This is a genomic window from Pseudomonas sp. PICF141, assembly GCF_002286815.1.
Lineage (GTDB): Bacteria > Pseudomonadota > Gammaproteobacteria > Pseudomonadales > Pseudomonadaceae > Aquipseudomonas.
This window is the reverse complement of sequence record NZ_MUNM01000059.1, coordinates 71,583-90,621: the sequence shown is the minus strand read 5'-3', so window position 1 is coordinate 90,621 and position 19,039 is coordinate 71,583. Positions and strand designations below refer to the sequence as shown.

At 58.2% G+C, this 19,039-nt stretch carries 16 protein-coding genes; 6 read left to right on the top strand and 10 right to left on the bottom strand.

Annotation, left to right across the window (positions count from 1 at the left end):
* Window positions 1-10: 10 nt before the first annotated feature.
* The 10 genes from cyoD to BZL43_RS16920 all read right to left on the bottom strand — a co-directional run bounded on the left by cyoD (window position 11) and on the right by BZL43_RS16920 (window position 9,909).
* The gene (gene cyoD, locus BZL43_RS16970; RefSeq protein ID WP_095633374.1) at window positions 11-346 is read right to left on the bottom strand and encodes a cytochrome o ubiquinol oxidase subunit IV; all 336 of its coding nucleotides are present in this window, start codon (window positions 344-346) and stop codon (window positions 11-13) included.
* Complete coding sequence (locus tag BZL43_RS16965) at window positions 347-973, bottom strand: cytochrome o ubiquinol oxidase subunit III (RefSeq protein WP_095633373.1); 627 nt, start codon at window positions 971-973, stop codon at window positions 347-349.
* A gap of 3 nt (window positions 974-976) precedes the next feature.
* A complete protein-coding gene (gene cyoB / locus BZL43_RS16960) occupies window positions 977-3,007 on the bottom strand; it encodes a cytochrome o ubiquinol oxidase subunit I (protein WP_095633372.1) in 2,031 nt (676 codons plus the stop codon).
* Between the two features lie 3 nt (window positions 3,008-3,010).
* Window positions 3,011-3,955, bottom strand: a complete 945-nt coding sequence (gene cyoA / locus BZL43_RS16955) for a ubiquinol oxidase subunit II (RefSeq protein WP_095633371.1) — start codon at window positions 3,953-3,955, stop codon at window positions 3,011-3,013.
* A gap of 826 nt (window positions 3,956-4,781) precedes the next feature.
* Window positions 4,782-5,291, bottom strand: a complete 510-nt coding sequence (locus BZL43_RS16945) for a disulfide bond formation protein B (protein ID WP_095633369.1) — start codon at window positions 5,289-5,291, stop codon at window positions 4,782-4,784.
* A 359-nt stretch (window positions 5,292-5,650) separates the two neighbouring features.
* A complete protein-coding gene (gene moaE, locus BZL43_RS16940; protein WP_095633368.1) occupies window positions 5,651-6,103 on the bottom strand; it encodes a molybdopterin synthase catalytic subunit MoaE in 453 nt (150 codons plus the stop codon).
* Window positions 6,104-6,106: 3 nt separating this feature from the next.
* Window positions 6,107-6,349 carry a molybdopterin converting factor subunit 1 gene (gene moaD / locus BZL43_RS16935; protein ID WP_095633367.1) on the bottom strand — a complete coding sequence of 81 codons (243 nt, stop codon included), beginning with the start codon at window positions 6,347-6,349 and terminating at the stop codon, window positions 6,107-6,109.
* Entirely contained in the window at window positions 6,346-6,819 is a 474-nt protein-coding gene (gene moaC, locus BZL43_RS16930; protein ID WP_095633366.1) for a cyclic pyranopterin monophosphate synthase MoaC, read from the bottom strand. The genes moaD and moaC overlap by 4 nt, the downstream gene beginning before the upstream one ends.
* A 234-nt stretch (window positions 6,820-7,053) precedes the next feature.
* Window positions 7,054-8,448, bottom strand: coding sequence for a PhoH family protein (locus tag BZL43_RS16925; protein ID WP_095633365.1), 1,395 nt, complete (start codon window positions 8,446-8,448; stop codon window positions 7,054-7,056).
* A gap of 336 nt (window positions 8,449-8,784) precedes the next feature.
* The gene (locus BZL43_RS16920; protein ID WP_095633364.1) at window positions 8,785-9,909 is read right to left on the bottom strand and encodes a polysaccharide deacetylase family protein; all 1,125 of its coding nucleotides are present in this window, start codon (window positions 9,907-9,909) and stop codon (window positions 8,785-8,787) included.
* Window positions 9,910-10,173: 264 nt separating this feature from the next.
* On the opposite strand from BZL43_RS16920, the gene yaaA reads away from it, so the two are divergent.
* The 6 genes from yaaA to BZL43_RS16885 all read left to right on the top strand — a co-directional run bounded on the left by yaaA (window position 10,174) and on the right by BZL43_RS16885 (window position 19,023).
* The gene (yaaA, locus tag BZL43_RS16915; protein WP_095633363.1) at window positions 10,174-10,953 is read left to right on the top strand and encodes a peroxide stress protein YaaA; all 780 of its coding nucleotides are present in this window, start codon (window positions 10,174-10,176) and stop codon (window positions 10,951-10,953) included.
* Window positions 10,954-11,785: 832 nt separating this feature from the next.
* Window positions 11,786-13,102 carry a nucleotide sugar dehydrogenase gene (locus BZL43_RS16910; RefSeq protein ID WP_095633362.1) on the top strand — a complete coding sequence of 439 codons (1,317 nt, stop codon included), beginning with the start codon at window positions 11,786-11,788 and terminating at the stop codon, window positions 13,100-13,102.
* A gap of 229 nt (window positions 13,103-13,331) precedes the next feature.
* Entirely contained in the window at window positions 13,332-14,813 is a 1,482-nt protein-coding gene (gene alg8, locus BZL43_RS16905; protein WP_371916217.1) for a mannuronan synthase, read from the top strand.
* A gap of 35 nt (window positions 14,814-14,848) precedes the next feature.
* Window positions 14,849-16,018, top strand: coding sequence for an alginate biosynthesis protein Alg44 (locus BZL43_RS16895; protein ID WP_095633360.1), 1,170 nt, complete (start codon window positions 14,849-14,851; stop codon window positions 16,016-16,018).
* A 15-nt stretch (window positions 16,019-16,033) separates the two neighbouring features.
* Window positions 16,034-17,539 carry an alginate biosynthesis TPR repeat lipoprotein AlgK gene (gene algK / locus BZL43_RS16890; RefSeq protein ID WP_305884083.1) on the top strand — a complete coding sequence of 502 codons (1,506 nt, stop codon included), beginning with the start codon at window positions 16,034-16,036 and terminating at the stop codon, window positions 17,537-17,539.
* A complete protein-coding gene (locus BZL43_RS16885) occupies window positions 17,536-19,023 on the top strand; it encodes an alginate export family protein (RefSeq protein ID WP_095633359.1) in 1,488 nt (495 codons plus the stop codon). Before algK ends, BZL43_RS16885 begins: the two co-directional genes overlap by 4 nt.
* The last annotated feature ends 16 nt before the right edge of the window (window positions 19,024-19,039 follow it).

The window sequence follows — 19,039 nt, the reverse complement described above, 5'->3', positions numbered from 1 at the left end:
CGGACTTACCTCACTTCGCCATCATGTTGGTGTGGATGCTGAACATGATCCACAGCGACAGGCCGACCAACAGGACGATTACGATCGCGGCGAAAACAAACGCAACCACGTTGTTACGCTGGGCGGCGGAGCGGTCCAGGTGGAGGAAGTAAACCAGGTGCACCAGCACCTGGATCACAGCGAAGGCCAGAACGATCCACAGGGTCATGGCTTTCGGCAGGGATGGGTACATCACCAGGCCAAAAGGAATGACGGTCAGGATCACCGACAGGATGAAGCCGATGGCGTAGGACTTTACGCTGCCGTGGTTGGCTTCGTGGCCATCGTGGGAATGAGCGTTAGCCATTTACATAGTCCCCATCAGATAAACAACGGTGAATACACAGATCCACACAACGTCCAGGAAGTGCCAGAACAGGCTCAGGCAGCTCAGACGGGTCTTGTTGGTCGCCGTCAGGCCGTTTTTCTGCACCTGATACATCATGATGGCCATCCAGATCAGACCGCTGGTCACGTGCAGACCGTGGGTGCCGACCAGGGTGAAGAACCCGGACAGGAAGCCGCTGCGGCTAGGGCCGAAGCCTTCGGCGATCAGTACGTGGAACTCGTTGATCTCCATGGCGATAAAGCCGGCACCGAACAGGAAGGTCATGCCCAGCCAGCCCAGTACCTGGTTCTTTTTGCCCTTGAACAACGCCAGCATGGCGAAGCCGTAGGTGATCGAGCTGAACAGCAGCAGAGCGGTTTCGCCCAGTACGTATGGCAGCTCGAAGATGTCGTGGCCCGACGGGCCACCCGCTACGTTGTTAACCAGTACCGCGTACACCGCGAAGATCGACGCAAACAGAATGCAGTCGGTCATCAGGTAGAGCCAGAAACCGAATACGGTCATCTCGCCCGAGTCGTGGTGATGGTCATCATGCCCATGTCCATCGACATGGGTGTGTCCAGCATTGGTCACTAAGTTCGACATGGTTTAAGCCTGTTCCAACGAGGTTTCAACACGGGTGGCGGTGGCTGGAACTTTCCCGGCCGCTACCAGACGCTTGTGCTGCTCGGCTTCGATGCGCTCGATTACGTCGACCGGCACCATATAGCCTTGATCATCACGTGCAGCGTGGATCACGAAGTACACGACAGTGCCGACCAGGCTTGCGATGGCCAACCACCAGATGTGCCAGATCATCGCGAAACCGAACACGGTCAACAGAGCCCCCATGACCACACCGGTGGCGGTGTTGTTTGGCATGTGGATCGGCTCGTACCTGGCCGGAGCCTTGTAGGCGGTGCCGTTTTCCTTGGCTTCGGTGAACGGGTCGATGGTTTCTGCTTTTGGCAGCACGGCAAAGTTGTAGAACGGTGGTGGCGAGGAAGTCGACCATTCCAGGGTATGGGCATTCCACGGGTCGCCATGTTCACACATGTTCTGCGGCAGCTTGCGGTCACGGATACTGACGTAGAGCTGGATCAACTGGCAGGCGATACCGACGGCGATCATCAGCGCACCGAACATGGCAACGTACAGGTACGGCACCCATTCAGGGTTGGTGGTGGCGTTCAGACGACGGGTCATGCCCATGAAGCCCAGTGCATAGAGCGGCATGAACGCGACGAAGAAGCCGCTGATCCAGAACCAGAATGCTGCCTTGCCCCAGCCTTCGTGCAGCTTGAAGCCGAACGCTTTCGGGAAGTAGAACGCGAAACCTGCGATGTAGCCGAATACCGCGCCGCCGATGATCACGTTATGGAAGTGCGCGATCACGAACAGGCTGTTGTGCAGAACGAAGTCGGCACCCGGAATGGCCAGCAATACGCCAGTCATGCCGCCGATGGCGAAGGTCACCATAAAGCCCAGGGTCCAGAGAACCTGGCTGGTGAACCGCAGACGGCCTTGATAGATGGTGAACAACCAGTTGAATAGTTTCACACCCGTCGGGATGGAAATCAGCATCGTCGCCAGACCGAAGAAGGCGTTGACGCTGGCACCCGAACCCATGGTGAAGAAGTGGTGCAGCCAGACCATGAAGCCCAGGATCGAGATCGCGCCACTGGCGTAGATCATCGAATGGTGGCCGAACAGTTTCTTGCCGGTGAAGGTCGAGATGACTTCGGAGAAGATCCCGAACGCCGGCAGAATCAGGATGTAAACCTCGGGGTGACCCCAGGCCCAGAACAGGTTGACGTACATCATCGGATTGCCACCAAGTTCATTGGTGAAAATGTGGAAATCCATGTAACGGTCAAGCGTCAGCAGTGCCAGGGTAGCGGTCAGGATCGGGAACGAAGCCACGATCAGGACGTTGGCCCAGGTGCAGGTCCAGGTGAAGATCGGCATGTCCATCAGCTTCATGCCCGGGGTACGCATTTTCAGCACGGTGGCCAGGAAGTTGACCCCCGTCAGCGTAGTACCTAGCCCGGATAGCTGTAGCGCCCAGATGTAGTAATCCATCCCCACGCCCGGGCTGTATTGCAGACCCGACAGCGGCGGATAGGCAACCCAGCCGGTCTTGGCGAATTCGCCGACGCCCAGGGACAGGTTGATCAGCACCACGCCGGACACCAGCAGCCAGAAGCTCAGGGAGTTCAGGAACGGATAGGCAACGTCACGCGCGCCGATCTGCAGCGGCACTGCAAGGTTCATCAGGCCGGTGAAGAATGGCATCGCCATGAAGATGATCATGATCACACCGTGAGCGGTGAAGATCTGGTCATAGTGTTCAGGTGGCAGGTAGCCAGGCGAACCCTCGGTGGCCATGGCCAACTGGGTACGCATCATGATGGCGTCGGCAAAACCGCGCAGCAGCATGATCATGGCGACGATGATGTACATCACGCCGATTTTCTTGTGGTCGACCGACGTCAGCCACTCGGTCCACAGATACGTCCACTTCTTGAAGTAGGTGATTGCAGCGAACAGCGCCAGACCACCGAGCGCGATCATGGCGATGGTTACCATCACGATCGGTTCGTGGAACGGGACCGCTTCCCAACTTAATTTACCAAACATCGTTTACTCCTCTGCCCCGGCAGCTGAATGCGAGCTCATGTCCATCCCTTCCATATGGGCCACTTCTTTCTCTTTCTTCTCGTGCTTGACCTTCGGACCCGGTTTCATGCCTTCGTACTTGTCGACGATGATCTGGAACAGGTTCGGCGTGACCGAGGAGTAGAGCTCGACTGGGTTGTTCTGGCTTTGCTTGGCAAGGGCTGCGTATTCAGCTTGTTCAAGCTGTTTAGGTGCCTTTTTGACTTCGCTTACCCAGGCGTCGAAATCTTCCTGAGAAGTGGCGATCGCCTTGAATTTCATGCCGGTGAAACCCGCGCCGCTGTAGTTGGCGGAGATACCGTCCATTTCAGCGTTCTGGTTGGCGATCAGGTGCAGTTTGGTCTGCATGCCCGCCATCGCGTAGATCTGGCCGCCCAGGGCCGGGATGAAGAACGAGTTCATCACGGCGTCCGAAGTCACCTTGAAGTTGATCGGCGTGTGCGCCGGGAACACGATCTTGTTGACCGTGGCGATACCTTGTTCCGGGTAGATGAACAGCCACTTCCAGTCCAGCGCGACCACTTCAATGGTGACTGGCTTGACGTCGGATTCCAGCGGTTTGTAAGGATCCAGGGCGTGGGTCGACTTGTAGGTGATGTAACCCAGAGCAATGATGATCAGTACCGGAATAGTCCACACCGCCACTTCGATCTTGGTGGAGTGCGACCATTTCGGCGTGTAGACAGCGTCCTTGTTGGAAGCGCGGTATTTCCAGGCGAACAGGAAGGTCATGACGATGACCGGCACGACGACCAACAGCATCAGCAGCGTTGCGGTGATGATCAGGTTTCGCTCATCCAGGCCGACCTGGCCCTTGGGATCGAGCAAGGTCATGTTGCAGCCTCCCAGCAACAGAGTGCCGAGCAGCGGCAATAAGCCTAGTAGTCTGGGGTACCTGTTTTTACTCATCTCACGACCTCTAAAGCAGCTTGCGCAATGCAGTTGGGTTTTGATCGCCAACACTTCACCCTGCCAAGGGTTGGCATTTTTCTTGGATTGAATAAGGGCCTGCCCGTCGCGCGTCAGACGCGGTTCGACAATTGCCGGGCCTGCGGTGAGTTCTTATTCGAATTCGTGGTCAAGGGCCTTGTTACAGACCAATTCCATTTGGTGCGGATAGTCGGAAGGCACCGACACCTGGGAGTCGCACGAAGCCATCGGGCCTCTCGACACCCTGATTCTGCTCATGCACCTGAGCAAGGGTGAGCAGTGCCGGGAATTCAGTGCGGGCGATTGTAGATATGTAGCGATTCATAAACCATGTCTCATCCCGAAATAATTTATATCCGTCCCGACAACAATCACTAACGGCTTCTGCAAAAGTGCGCCATGGTATCGAAATTCATTCTCAACAAAAACACCAAAAATAGTAGGTCTACCACGCGAAGTTCAGACAGCTTCCAAGGCTCTGCGCTCGCATTCGACCCTGCTCTACCCCGTATGTGACAAGGGCTTTGGCAATTTTCCAGGCCCCGTTAAAACTGCCTGTTTCGACCGACGAGCATTGAAACCGACAGCGCCTGGAAGAGCAGGTTTTTGCTGCGAAGCGATGCCCTCAATCAGCAATTTGAAATGCCTGGCGACACTCAAGCTGTGACAACGTGTCGCACACGTGTCGCATCCTTTCTTGTCGAGCATCAAGGCGTTTTACTTGACCTGCAAATATGCAAAACGCCCCGGTCTCTCAACGAGAACCGGGGCGTTTTTTTTGCCTGTAACGGTCTGGCGTACCGACTCAGCGCAGGGCTGTGCGATTACGCAAAGTGAGCAGCGGCACCAACACCACGATCAACACGAAAGCCAGCAGTGCCCACTGGGCCAGGGACAAGCCGAGGATCGGCGGGTAAGGCGTAGAGCAGAAGCCATCGACCTGGAAACCCAGTGGAAAGATCTTCGCCAGCGGCAGGCCGTCGACGATCGGCTGCAACACATCGACGCCACAACTGACCGCCGGGTAAAACTGGGTATAGACGTGATGCCCGGCCACCCCCGCGCCCGCAATGGCGCAGATCACCACCAACGTTTCGAACAGCGTGACGTTGCGGCGGGTGCGCATCGCCGCGCCGATAAAGGCGAACAGCGCAATCAGCAACAATGCATAGCGTTGCAGGATGCACAGCGGGCACGGTGCCTCGCCCAAAGCCACTTGCATGTACAGCGCGCCACCGATCAGCGCCAGACAGATGATGCCCAGCAACACCAGATAGCGCCGTTCACGTCCCAACCGCATGGTTTCCTCGCTCATCGCGTTTCCCTTTTGTTTCTGTAGATCAGCTCGTCAGCGGCTGCGCTTGCAGCGGCTGTTCCGCACTGATGTTGTCTTCGATATGCCGACTGGTGGCAAGCGCGACCACTGTTGGTCTGATACCGGTTGCCCGCCAGTCTACACGCTGCTGTTCACGAGCGTCTTGAGCCGGCGACAAGCCTGTGGCGAGGCGCTTGCTCCGGCTTGAGACGTGGCGCTCGGATTTTTGCGGCCGCTACGCAGCCCAAAGCCGCCCGGAGCAAGCTCGCTCGCCACAAGGAATAAGCGACAAACCGGTTAAGAACCGATTAACTTTCAAGTGTTTTTCAGGAATCGACCTGTGAACACTGATCGAGTGCTTACTGCTTCCAGCGATCCGCCGCCGCATGATCGCTGTCACGCCCCTCTACCCAACGCGGCCCGTCAGGGGTGTTTTCTTTCTTCCAGAACGGCGCGCGGGTTTTCAGATAATCCATGACAAAGGCACAGGCATCGAATGCTGCCTGACGGTGGGCGCTGGCGGCGCCGACGAACACGATCGGCTCGCCCGGCTCAAGCGCGCCGATGCGGTGCAACACTTCCAGCTTCAACAGTGGCCAGCGCTGCTCGGCCTGCGCGGCAATCTTGCCCAGGGCTTTTTCGGTCATGCCCGGGTAGTGCTCCAGAAACATCCCGGCGACATCAAGGCCGTCATTGAAGTCGCGCACGTAGCCGACAAAACTCACCACTGCTCCCACGCCCACATTGGCAGCGTGCATGGCGTTGACTTCAGTACCCGGGTCGAACGGTGTGGACTGCACCCGAATCGCCATGGCTCAGCCCCCGGTCACAGTCGGAAAAAACGCCACTTCATCGCCATCGCTCACCGGCTCGTCGAGCTGGCAGAGGTCTTCGTTGCGGGCGCACATCAGGTTTTGCTCGCCCAGTACCTCGGCGCCGTCACGCTGGGCAAGCAGCGTGCGCACATCGTCGACCGTGGCGAAATCACCGTCGACTTTCACCGAGTCCACACCGAGCGCTTCACGGTAGCGGGCGAAAAACTTCACGGTAATGTTCATGGCTGATCCGCCCGAAAATGGCCGCTCTTGCCGCCGAGTTTCTCCAGCAGCCGCACGCTTTCGATGGTCATGCCGCGATCCACGGCCTTGCACATGTCATAGATGGTCAGCGCCGCGACGCTGGCGGCGGTCAGCGCTTCCATTTCGACACCGGTCTGCCCGGACAACTTGCAGCGCGCCACAATGCGCACGGTGTCGTCGCCTTCAGCACTGAGCTCAACCTTGACGCCAGTGAGCATCAATGGGTGGCACAAAGGAATCAGATCGCTGGTTTTTTTCGCCGCCTGGATGCCGGCGATTCGCGCCACGGCGAACACGTCACCCTTGGGGTGGCCGCCCGTGACAATCAACTGCAGGGTTTCGGGCAGCATGCGCACCAGCGCTTGGGCCGTCGCTTCACGGAACGTCACATTTTTTTCAGTGACGTCGACCATATGGGCGCGACCTTGGGAATCGAGATGAGTCAGCACAGGGATACTCCTGATCAGGAGCATCGATTGTAAACCTGCGGGTCAATTTTCCGCACGTTTGATTATCGGATAGACATGCCCCTGTAGGAGCGAGGCTTGCCCGCGAAGCGATGTGTCAGTCACATTGATGTCGGATGTGCCGACGTCTTCGCGGGCAAGCCTCGCTCCTACAAGGGGTTATGGGTCGGGTATAAAAAACCGGGCGGTTTTGGGCCGCCCCGGTTCTGGTGAGGGTTACAGATGCGATTCGGCGTATTCGGCCAGAATCGAGCGTGGCACCCCTTGCAGGGTGATGTGTACACCGTTAGGAAAGTCCTTGAAGCGCTCGGTCAAGTACGTCAGCCCGGAACTGGTCGCGGACAGGTAAGGGGTATCGATCTGCGCCAGGTTGCCCAGGCACACGACTTTGGAACCGGCGCCGGCACGGGTGATGATGGTTTTCATCTGGTGCGGCGTGAGGTTCTGGCATTCGTCGATCAGGATCAGACTCTGCTGGAAGCTGCGGCCTCGGATGTAGTTGAGGGATTTGAACTGCAACGGCACTTTGCTGAGGATGTAGTCGACGCTGCCATGGGTGCTTTCGTCATCCATGTGCAAGGCTTCGAGGTTGTCGGTGATGGCGCCGAGCCAAGGCTCCATTTTTTCCGCTTCGGTACCGGGCAGGAAGCCGATTTCCTGGTCCAGCCCCTGCACGCTACGGGTGGCGATGATGCGCCGGTAGCGTTTGCTGACCATGGTCTGCTCGATGGCCGCCGCCAGGGCCAGGATGGTTTTCCCGGAACCGGCCGCGCCGGACAGGTTGACCAGGTGAATGTCCGGATCAAGCAAGGCATACAACGCCAGGCTTTGATAGATGTCCCGCGGTTTCAGGCCCCAGGCTTCCTGATGCAGCAGAGGTTCCTGATGCAGATCGAGGATCAGCAACTTGTCGACCTGGATTTCCTTGATCCAACCAACAAAGCCCTGTTCGTCGATGATGAACTCGTTGACGTGTACCGCAGGCAGGTTGTCGATCAACTGCACCTGGTGCCAGGTGCGGCCATGATCCTGCCGGGTTTCGACTTTGCTGACCCGATCCCAGAATGAACCGGTCATGTTGTGATAACCGTTGGGCAGCAATGAAACGTCGTCGACCAACTGGTCGGTGCTGTAGTCCTCGGCCGCAATCCCGCAAGCCCGGGCCTTGAGGCGCATGTTGATGTCTTTTGTGACCAGCACCACGGGCAATTTTGCATCGCGTGCGCGCAGGTCGATCAACTGGTTGATGATGATGTTGTCGTTCAGATGCTCGGGCAGAATGATGTTCGGCTCAGTGCGCTTGCTCATCAGAATTGACAGCAAACCCTTGGGCCCACTCTTGCCGCGCTGGATCGGTACGCCCAGTTCGACGTCTTCGGGGCTGGCATCGCCCAACGTTTTGTCGATCAGGCGAATCGCCTGGCGGCATTCCGCGGCCACGCTGTGATGCCCGCTCTTGAGCTTGTCCAGCTCTTCAAGCACGGTCATCGGGATGGCGACGTGGTGTTCTTCGAAATTAAGCAGGGCGTTTGGATCGTGAATCAATACGTTGGTATCGAGTACATAAAGGATTGGCTGGTTGGAGGAAGGGCTACGTCCGTGATCATCCATACTCGGTCACCTTTGTGGGAGCCAGTCGACGCAATACCATAACGGTGCTGCGCCTCGAAGTGGCCGCCGAATTCACCTGCGAGGAGTCAAGTGAACTGCACACAAACTGGGTCTTGGGAGACGCCACCTGTGTTGCAGGTTTCGGCGGTCTGTCTTCGTAATACTCCAAAACCTGTGACAGAAAAAAGCACTTTGACGCTTTTTTGAAGTTTATTTTTCAGAGTGACGAATAGCCCTTGGCGTGCAGGCAATGTGCCGTTAAAGTCGGAAGTCCGCCTGCACCGATTTCTCTGCAAAAATCGCCTTTCATCCCATGTTTGCGGCCTTTTGCCGTTTTCAGCGAAACGCCTCCTGACAGTCTGCCCAACCGATCCCGCTTGGCGCCGTTTGCGTAATGAGCCAAGGCATCGCCGTTTTCAGCGCATCCTGCTTCACATTGAAATTGATCACCCCGTGCCGCCACAGCAGCATCAGGGTCAATACCCGTTGTGCGCTCTGGTTGCCTTTGAGCTTGCCGGCGCCGTCCTGGGCATCGATATCCCACAATGCCACCTGCAAGCCCTGAGCCGTGAAGAAGCCTTCGGCATCGGATCGACGCTGCCCCTCGGGCGGGCGAAACAGCGGCACATAATTCTCCGGCAGCTTGCTTTTGACCAGCTCGACACTGCGTCGCACCGAGTCCTGCCAGGCTTGCCAATGGCTGTGTGAGCGGAATTCCCAGCCTTGCACGCCCACGCATTGCTGCGAATAAGTCCCTTGCAGGCTGGCCACTGACCGCTCGGAGAGGCGGGCCTGTATGTCTTTGCCGAGGACGAAGAACGTAGCGCTCATGCTGGATTTGCGCAGGTACTCGGTGACCCAGGCGGTGTTATCTGGCGCGGCGTTGGCGGCGCTGTCGAAGGTCAGCAGGAACAGCCGATCATTCATGGCCTCGCCATTGCGCTCATAGTCGCCAAAACGATCGACTTCGCTGCTGGTCTGCGGGAACAGCGCGGCCTTGCGCAACTGCTCGTCCAGGTACTGGGCGTGGAACAACCGGCTCGGCTCGGCCCATTTGATGTAATAGCTGTCCTCGCCCACTTGAAACTTCGCCGCTTGCTCGCGCAGGGTGGCCATGTCCTCGACCAGGAAACAGAAAGAAGCATCTTGATCGCAGCTTTGCTGAGCGAAGTTGTAATTGCTCAGCAAACGCTGCCACAGGCGTTGGCGCAGCTGGTTGACCGACTCCAGATTGAGGGTGCGCAGGCCCAGGCGTTGAGCCAGGCTCGCTTCATCCAGCGATTCACTGGCCAACAGAACGCGGGCGAACATGAGGATTTCGGCGCGCGAAGCGACATCAAACAGCGTCGGGCTGCTGAGCTGCTCAGGCCAGGTGCTGCGATCCAGCGTTGCCACATCGCCCGGCGCGGCAAAGGCGCCAAAACTCAAGAGCCAGGCCGAGAATAGAAAAACGATACGCAATGGGATGTCTCCATAACAAAACCCGCGCGGCACTATAGCCGATCGCGCTCACATTCCCGCCAGCACCGATCTCCCATAGGAGCGAGGCTTGCCCGCGAAGGCGGTGTGCCAGTTACCGATGATGCCGACTGATACACCGCCTTCGCGGGCAAGCCTCGCTCCTACAGATTTTGTACATGGCTACCGATCACCTATGGACTTGATAGCTGGAGTCAACAAGGACAACCCCCTAGAATCGCCTCCACGATTAAAGGAGACGACTTCATGCTGATGGTGATTTCCCCCGCCAAGACCCTCGACTACGAAACACCGCCGGCGACCCAGCGCTTCACTCAGCCGCAGTACCTCGACCATTCTCAGGAGCTGATCCTGCAACTGCGCGACCTGACGCCGACGCAGATCAGCGAATTGATGCATGTCTCCGACAAGATCGGCGGTCTCAATGCCGCGCGTTTCGGTAGCTGGACCCCGGCCTTCACTCCTGCCAACGCCAAGCAGGCGTTGCTGGCCTTCAAGGGTGATGTGTACACCGGCCTGAATGCACAAACGTTCAGCGAAGCCGATTTCGATTACGCCCAGCAGCATTTGCGCATGCTCTCCGGCTTGTATGGCCTGTTGCGCCCCCTGGACTTGATGCAGCCCTATCGGCTGGAGATGGGCACCAAACTGGCCAATGCCCGGGGCAAGGACTTATACGCCTTCTGGGGGACGCGGATCAGCGAATGGCTGAACGAAGCCTTGGCCGATCAAGGCGATGACGTGCTGCTGAACCTGGCCTCCAACGAATACTTCTCGGCCGTCAAACGCAGCGCCTTGAACGCACGCATCATCAATACCGAGTTCAAGGATTTGAAGAACGGCCAGTACAAGATCATCAGCTTCTACGCGAAAAAGGCTCGCGGAATGATGAGTCGCTTCGTCATCGAAGAGCGCATCAATGATCCGGTCGCCCTCAAGCAGTTCGACGTTCAGGGTTATCGCTACAGCGCCGAACAGTCCAAACCGGACAATCTGGTCTTCCTGCGCGATTACGCACCGGAATAATCAAGCTGCTTTTGATCGGCGCACGATAGCGATAACTTCGTCGTGCGCCCTCCTTCGATCGTCGAACAATCCCCTGTCTTTTCGCCGCTTTATTGACGCCAAAAAACTATCAGTTCATTTCTTAACTTTAGTTTCATTCGACATTGATCATTTTTTTCAGTAGTGGCACTGAATTTTTTTACGCGTAGTGGCAAAAAAGTATCCCGCGCAATAATAGCCCCATATATAAAGGGCCGAACGGCAAGTGCTATCAATATGAAAGCAGTGCCATCTTTTTCGACATTTCAAGAAATTTCAGAATTCGCGATGGGCGGACAGGAACTATGTCCAAATGCGCCGCTCATACCACCGGTAACGATTCTCTCGGCGATTGTGCGAGATAACTTACACAGACAAGAGATCCCTATAGCGAAGTTGTCACACTCACTTTGGCTTACGGATCACTTATTTGGGCAATACATGAAGGACAGGAGATAACGCACCATTACTATCCCCTACAAGGCCACGGCTGCGCCCCTATAAACGTGCTCACCCGAGCACCCAACCGCTTGATTTACGGGCTTTCGGGCCTGGTATTGAGCGCGCAAGACCTTTGCACGAACGTCCTCTGATTAGAGGGTCGGCTGCATAACAGGGCATGTCATAACAATAAGGCCTGGTTGCGCACATCTTGAGTGCACTTATTTAGACACTCGGAACTTAGTATGCCTGCACCCGGCATTGTGACGCCTTTAAGGCCGCACTTGCGAGTGCACTATGACCGCTGAACACCATTAACTCCGGCCATGTAATGGCTTATGAAACAGGTTTGATTAACTGAGAGGTAATTGCGATGCGCATCAGCATATTTGGTTTGGGTTACGTCGGCGCAGTCTGTGCCGGTTGCCTGTCTGCACGGGGCCATGACGTCGTTGGCGTCGATGTTGCCAAAGACAAAATCGATATGATCAACGCAGGCAAATCGCCGATCGTTGAACCGGGCTTGGGCGAACTTCTGCACAAGGGCATCGAGACGGGCAAATTGCGCGGCACGACCAATTTCGCCGAGGCGATTCGCGACACCGACCTGTCGATGATCTGCGTCGGTACGCCGAGCAAGAAGAACGGCGATCTGGAACTGAACTACATCGAAGCCGTGTGCCGCGAGATCGGTTATGTCCTGCGTGACAAGGCCACCCGCCACACCATCGTGGTTCGCAGCACCGTCCTGCCGGGCACCGTGGCAAACGTGGTGATCCCGATCCTCGAAGACTGCTCCGGCAAAAAAGCCGGCGTCGATTTCGGCGTGGCGGTCAACCCTGAGTTCCTGCGTGAAAGCACCGCGATCGCAGATTACGACCTGCCGCCAATGACCGTTATCGGCGAGTTCGACAAGGCTTCGGGTGACGTTCTGCAATCGCTGTACGAAGAGCTCGACGCCCCGATCATCCGCAAGGACATCGCCGTTGCCGAGATGATCAAGTACACCTGCAACGTGTGGCACGCCACCAAAGTGACCTTCGCCAACGAGATCGGCAACATCGCCAAGGCTGTCGGCGTCGACGGTCGCGAAGTGATGGAAGTGGTCTGCCAGGACAAGACACTCAACCTGTCCCAGTACTACATGCGCCCAGGCTTTGCGTTCGGCGGCTCCTGCCTGCCAAAAGACGTGCGCGCCCTGACCTACCGCGCCGGCTCCCTGGACGTGGAAGCACCGCTGCTCAACTCGCTGATGCGCAGTAACGAGTCCCAGGTGCAGAACGCGTTCGACATCGTCTCCAGCCACGAAAAGCGCAAAGTCGCCCTGCTGGGTCTGAGCTTCAAGGCCGGCACCGACGACCTTCGCGAAAGCCCGTTGGTCGATCTGGCGGAAATGCTGATCGGCAAGGGTTACGACCTGAGCATCTACGACAGCAACGTCGAGTACGCCCGTGTTCACGGTGCGAACAAGGACTACATCGAGTCGAAGATCCCTCACGTCTCCTCCTTGCTCAACGCCGACTTCGACGACGTGATCGCAAACTCCGACGTGATCATCCTGGGCAACCGTGACGAGAAATTCCGCGCCCTGGCGCAGGAAGCGCCACACGGCAAGCAAGTGGTCGACCTGGTTGGCTTCATGTCCAAAGCCACCAGCGTGAGCGGCCGGACTGAAGGCATCTGCTGGTAACCGTGCGGCGACACGCAACAACTGCGTGAACGCGGTGTAGGAGCTGTCGAGCGAAGCGAGGCTGCGATCTTTCCCGGGGCACTTGAGTCCCGAGTGAACCCGGAAGATCAAGATCAAAAGATCGCAGCCTTCGGCAGCTCCTACATGACCCTCGCCAGTTTTCACAGGCCTGCCTTAACCCCATCGGGCCACCCCACAGGCTCGCCCGAGATCGAGACGGATGCAGATTATGCACAGGCTAAAGCACGGCCTACTTCAGGCCGCCGGTTGGCTGTTTTACCTAAGTTTATTGATGGGCATCGCCATGGCGCTGCCTGCGTCCACGTTCGACTCCGAATCGAAGGACTTTATCTTCCTGATCGGTATCGTCGGTATCTGGCGTTACTCGATGGGTGCCACGCACTTTGTGCGCGGCATGTTTTTTCTGTACGTGGTCTATCCGTACCTGCGGCGCAAAGTGCGCAAGCTGGGCAAAGAGGCAGACCCGTCCCATGTATTTCTGATGGTCACCAGTTTCCGTATCGACGCCCTGACCACCGCTCAGGTCTACAGCTCGGTAATCCGCGAGGCCATCGACTGCGGCCTGCCGACCACCGTGGTCTGCTCCATCGTCGAAATGTCCGATGAACTGCTGGTGAAAAGCCTGTGGAAGCGGATGAACCCGCCTGCGCATGTGAAGCTCGACTTCGTGCGCATTCCCGGCACCGGCAAGCGCGATGGCCTGGCCTACGGTTTCCGCGCCATCTCGCGCCACCTGCCGGACGACCGCGCCGTGGTTGCCGTGATCGATGGCGACACCGTGCTGGCTGAAGGCGTCGTGCTCAAGACCGTGCCGTGGTTCCAGCTGTTCGGCAACGTCGGCGGCCTGACCACCAACGAGTTCTGCGAAGTACGCGGCGGCTACATCATGAGCGAATGGCACAAGCTGCGATTCGCCCAGCGCCACATCAACATGTGTTCGATGGCGTTGTCCAAGCGCGTGCTGACCATGACTGGCCGCATGTCGGTGTTCCGCGCCACCGTGGTGACCAATCCCGAATTCATCGCTGACGTGGAAAGCGACTCGCTGCAACACTGGCGCCTGGGTCGTTTCAAGTTCCTGACCGGCGACGACAAGTCGAGCTGGTTCAGCCTGATGCGTCTGGGCTATGACACTTTCTACGTGCCGGATGCCGCGATCCATACCGTGGAACACCCGCCGGAAAAAAGCTTCATCAAGGCCAGTCGCAAACTGATGTTCCGCTGGTACGGCAACAACCTGCGGCAGAACTCCCGCGCCCTGGGCCTTGGTGTGAAGCGCCTTGGTGCGTTCACATCGGTGGTGCTGTTCGATCAGCGCGTGTCGATGTGGACCTCGCTGCTCGGCCTGACCGTCGCGATCATCGCCACCTTCAAGTATGGCAGCGCGTTCATCCTGGTTTACCTGCTGTGGATCGGCATTACCCGCCTGATCCTGACCGTGTTGCTGTCCTGCTCCGGTCACCGGATCGGCCCGGCTTACCCGGCGATTCTCTATTACAACCAGATCGTCGGCGCGCTGGTGAAGATCTACGTGTTCTTCCGCCTCGACCGACAGTCCTGGAGTCGCCAGCCCACTTCCCTGACCCGTGATCTCGCCAGCTTTCAAGGTTGGTTCAACACTTGGTCGTCTCGGACCATGACCTTCTCCGCCGGCAGCATTTTTGTCGCCGTGCTGCTGTTGATGGTCTGACCGAACTCGCCTGAATTAACTAGGAAATCGCCCATATGAATACCGCCGTCAACTCCAACGTAGTGCACGAATCCGAAGCCCAGCGCCAACACGCTCGTGTGAAAATTCCGGCCAAGCTGCGTTTCTTCGGTCCTGACCGGACCCCGGTTGAAGCCCGGCTCATCGACCTTTCCGCTGGCGGCCTGGCGTTCAACGCTGGTCAGCTGCCGCTGAAAGTCGGCGATGTGCACAAGGCTCGCCTGCAATTCGTGATCGATAACCTCGGTCTGGCCATGGACGTGGAATTGCAAATCCGCTCCGTCGATCGCCAGACCGGTCGCACCGGTTGCCAGTTCCAGAACCTGGAACCCCGTGACATTTCCACCCTGCGCCACTTGATCACTTCGCACTTGGCTGGCGACATCGTCAGCGTGGGTGAAATGCTGGCGACCCTGCAGCGCGACAACTTCACCAAGGCGCGCAAGGTCAAGGATGGTGGTCACGGCATGACTGCGCTGGGCCGTCTGAAGGCGGTGACCTTCAGCGCCGGTATCTTCGCGGTCGGCCTGGTGGCGTTCGGTTTCATCTTCAAGTCCGTGTACGGCATGTACTTCATCAGCCACGCCCAGGCTGGCTTGGTCAGCGTGCAGGGAATGAACATCACCATGCCGCGCGACGGCACCGTGCAGAGCCTGATCAAAGCTGACGGCATTGCCGCCAAAGGCGCCCCACTGGCGACCTTCAGCACCAGCATGCTCGACGTACTCAAGGGCCATCTGGACGAAGGTCAACTGCAACCGTCCAAGGTTGAAGAACTGTTCGGCAAGCAAATGACCGGCACCCTGACGTCGCCATGCGATTGCACCGTGGCTCAGCAACTGGTGGCTAACGGTCAGTACGCCAGCAAAGGCGATGTGATTTTCCAACTGGTGCCGCGTAACACCGAGGCCAACGTTGAAGCACGCTTCTCCTATCGCCAGTTCAGCGACGTGCGTCCTGGCACCACTGTCACCTTCCAGATCTCCGGCGAAGACCAAACCCGTACCGGCAAGATTGTCAGCAGCACCAGCCTGAAAAGCGCCGACCTGTCATCCGACATCCGTGTGCAGATCAAACCTGACGAGCCGCTGGACAGCGCCTTCGCCGGTCGCCCGGTGGAAGTGAACAGCACTCGTGGCCCGAACCTGAGCTGGCTGATCAACAAAGCCATGGCCGCCGGTCTTTAAACAGAGGACATGCCCGTGACCCTATTCAGTCTCCTGAAAACACCGCGAACCCTGTGGGAGCGGGCTTGCCCGCGATTAGATCAGCGCGGTCTTTCTGAAGTACCGAGTCGCCTGAATCGCGGGCAAGCCCGCTCCCACAGTGGTTATGTGGTGTGCTCACTTGCACTGGCCGTGAGCCTGGCCGGTTGCGCCGGCCTGCCCGACCAGCGTCTGGCCAATGAAGCCCTCAAGCGCGGCGACACCGCGCTGGCGGCGCAGAACTACCAGCAATTGGCAAATCTGGGTTACAGCGAAGCTCAGGTTGGCCTGGCCGATCTGCAGGTCGACAGCCGTGACCCGGCGCAAATCAAAAAGGCCGAGGCGACTTACCGCGCCGCGGCCAGTGTCTCGCCGCGGGCCCAGGCTCGCCTGGGACGTCTGCTGGTGGCCAAACCCGGTGCCAGCGAAGCCGAACATCACGAAGCCGAAGCGCTGTTGAAGAAAGCCTCGGCCAATGGCGAAGGCAATACCCTGATCCCGCTGGCGATGCTGTACCTGCAATACCCGCACAGTTTCCCGAACGTCAACGCACAGCAGCAGATCAGCCAATGGCGCGCCCAAGGCAAACCGGAAGCCGGTCTGGCGCAAGTGTTGCTCTATCGCACCCAGGGCACGTACGACCAGCATCTGGATGACGTGGAAAAAATCTGCAAAGCGGCGTTGAACACTACCGATATCTGTTACGTCGAACTGGCCACGGTCTATCAGAAACGCGGCCAGCCAGAACAACAGGCCGAACTGATCAAACAAATGCAGGCCGGCCACAGCCGTGGCGTCGTTTCTGCGCAACGGGTGGACAGTGTGGCCCGTGTGCTGGGCGATGCGAGCCTGGGCAAGACCGACGAAAAAACCGCTCAGTCGCTGCTCGAGGGCATCGCACCTGGCTACCCGGCGTCCTGGGTCAGCCTGGCGCAATTGCTCTACGACTTCCCTGAACTGGGTGATGTCGACGCCATGATGAAGTACCTGGACAACGGTCGCGCCGCCGACCAGCCGCGCGCCGAACTGTTGCTGGGCAAGCTCTACTTCGAAGGCAAAATGGTGCCGGCCGATGCCAAGGTCGCCGAAGAGCACTTCAAGAAAGCCGTCGGCCGGGAAGTCGCCGCCGATTACTACCTCGGCCAGATTTACCGTCGTGGTTACCTGGGCAAGGTCTATCCGCAAAAAGCCCTGGATCACCTGCTGACCGCTGCGCGTAACGGCCAGAACAGTGCCGATTTCGCCATTGCCCAACTGTTCTCCCAAGGCAAGGGCACCCGGCCCGACCCGGTCAACGCTTATGTCTTCAGCCAATTGGCGAAGGCTCAAAACACCCCACAAGCCAATGAGCTTGCGCAAACCATCGAAGCGCAACTGCCGCCTGACCGGCTGGCCGAGGCCCAACGCCTGTTGAAACAAGAACAGGCCATTCGTAGTGCCGTGAGTCCGGACACGCTGGAACTGCACGCTCTGCAAGAAGAAGACGGCGAGGAATCCCTATGAAACTCAATCCATTCGTGAAGGCCGGTATTGGCCTGACATTCGCCCTGCTGTGGTCGTGCCCGACCCTGGCAGCCATGACCGAAGACAAGAACTTCGGCCTCGAAGTCAAAATTACCGGCCAGTCGGAAGACGACCGTGACCTGGGCACTGCCAGCGGCGGCGACGTTTCCGGCGTCGGCCTCGACCTGCGTCCATGGGTGTACGGCGAAAGCGGCGCGTGGAGTGCCTACGCCATGGGCCAGGCCGTGACGTCCACCGACATCATCGAAACGGATACCCTGCAACAGTCCGACAGCGACGGTACCCAGACCACCGACAACGGTGATCGCAAAACCAAGAAGAACTACCTGGCGATGCGTGAGTTCTGGATCGGCTACAGCGGCCTCACGCCCTACCCTGGCGAGATCCTCAAGCTGGGTCGCCAACGCCTGCGCAACGACGATGGCCAATGGCGCGACACCAACATCGAAGCCCTGAACTGGACCTTCGACACCACCCTGTTGCGCGCCAACGTCGGTATCGCCGAACGCTTCAGCGAATACCGCACCGACTTGAAAGAACTGGCCCCCAAGGATGAGGATCGCCTGCACGTTTTCGGCGACGTCGCCACTCAATGGTCGCCGGGTAACTGGGTCGGCATTCGCGGTCATCACACCCACGATGACGGCCAGCTCGACTACCCGGAACCGGGCGTTGCCGGCGATTCGCTGGATAAGAAACAAAACGGTGACATCAGTTGGCTCGGCCTCACCGCCGACAGCGACGCCTACAACTGGCGCAACACCAACACCGTCAATTACTGGGGCAGCATCACCGGCATGAGCGGCGACACCGACACGGTCAACCCGCTGAACGCCGATGGCACGCGCCCGACCGAAGCCAAGCGCAGTGAAGACCTCAATGGCTGGGCCACCGATATCGGCGTGCGTTTGCGCCTCGATCCGCAGTGGCAAGTCGGTGCGGCTTATGCCCGTGCCAGCGCCGAATACGAACAGACCGGCCTGGAAAGCAACCGCTCGAACTACACCGGTACACGCTCGCGGGTTCACCGTTTCGGCGAAGCCTTCCGTGGCGAAATGAACAACATGCAGACCGCTACCCTGTTCGGTTCGTGGATGCTCAACGACGAATACGACGCCAGCCTGATCTACCACAAGTTCTGGCGCGTGGATGGCAACAAGCCGGTGGGCAGCAATGGCATCAACGCCGTCGAAAACAATACCGACGACGTGACCGGCGCCATTCTCTCCAGCACCTCGCTGCCGCTGGAAGATGGCAACAAAGACCTCGGTCAGGAAATGGACCTGGTGGTCACCAAGTACTTCAAGCAAGGCCTGTTGCCGGCGGCGCTGAGCCAGTCGATCGATGAGCCTTCGGCGCTGGTGCGGTTCCGTGGCGGTGTGTTCAAGCCTGGCGATGCGTATGGCAAAGAAGTCGACTCGTACATGCACCGCGCGTTTGTCGACGTGGTCTGGCGCTTCTGATGCAAACCGCGAAGGG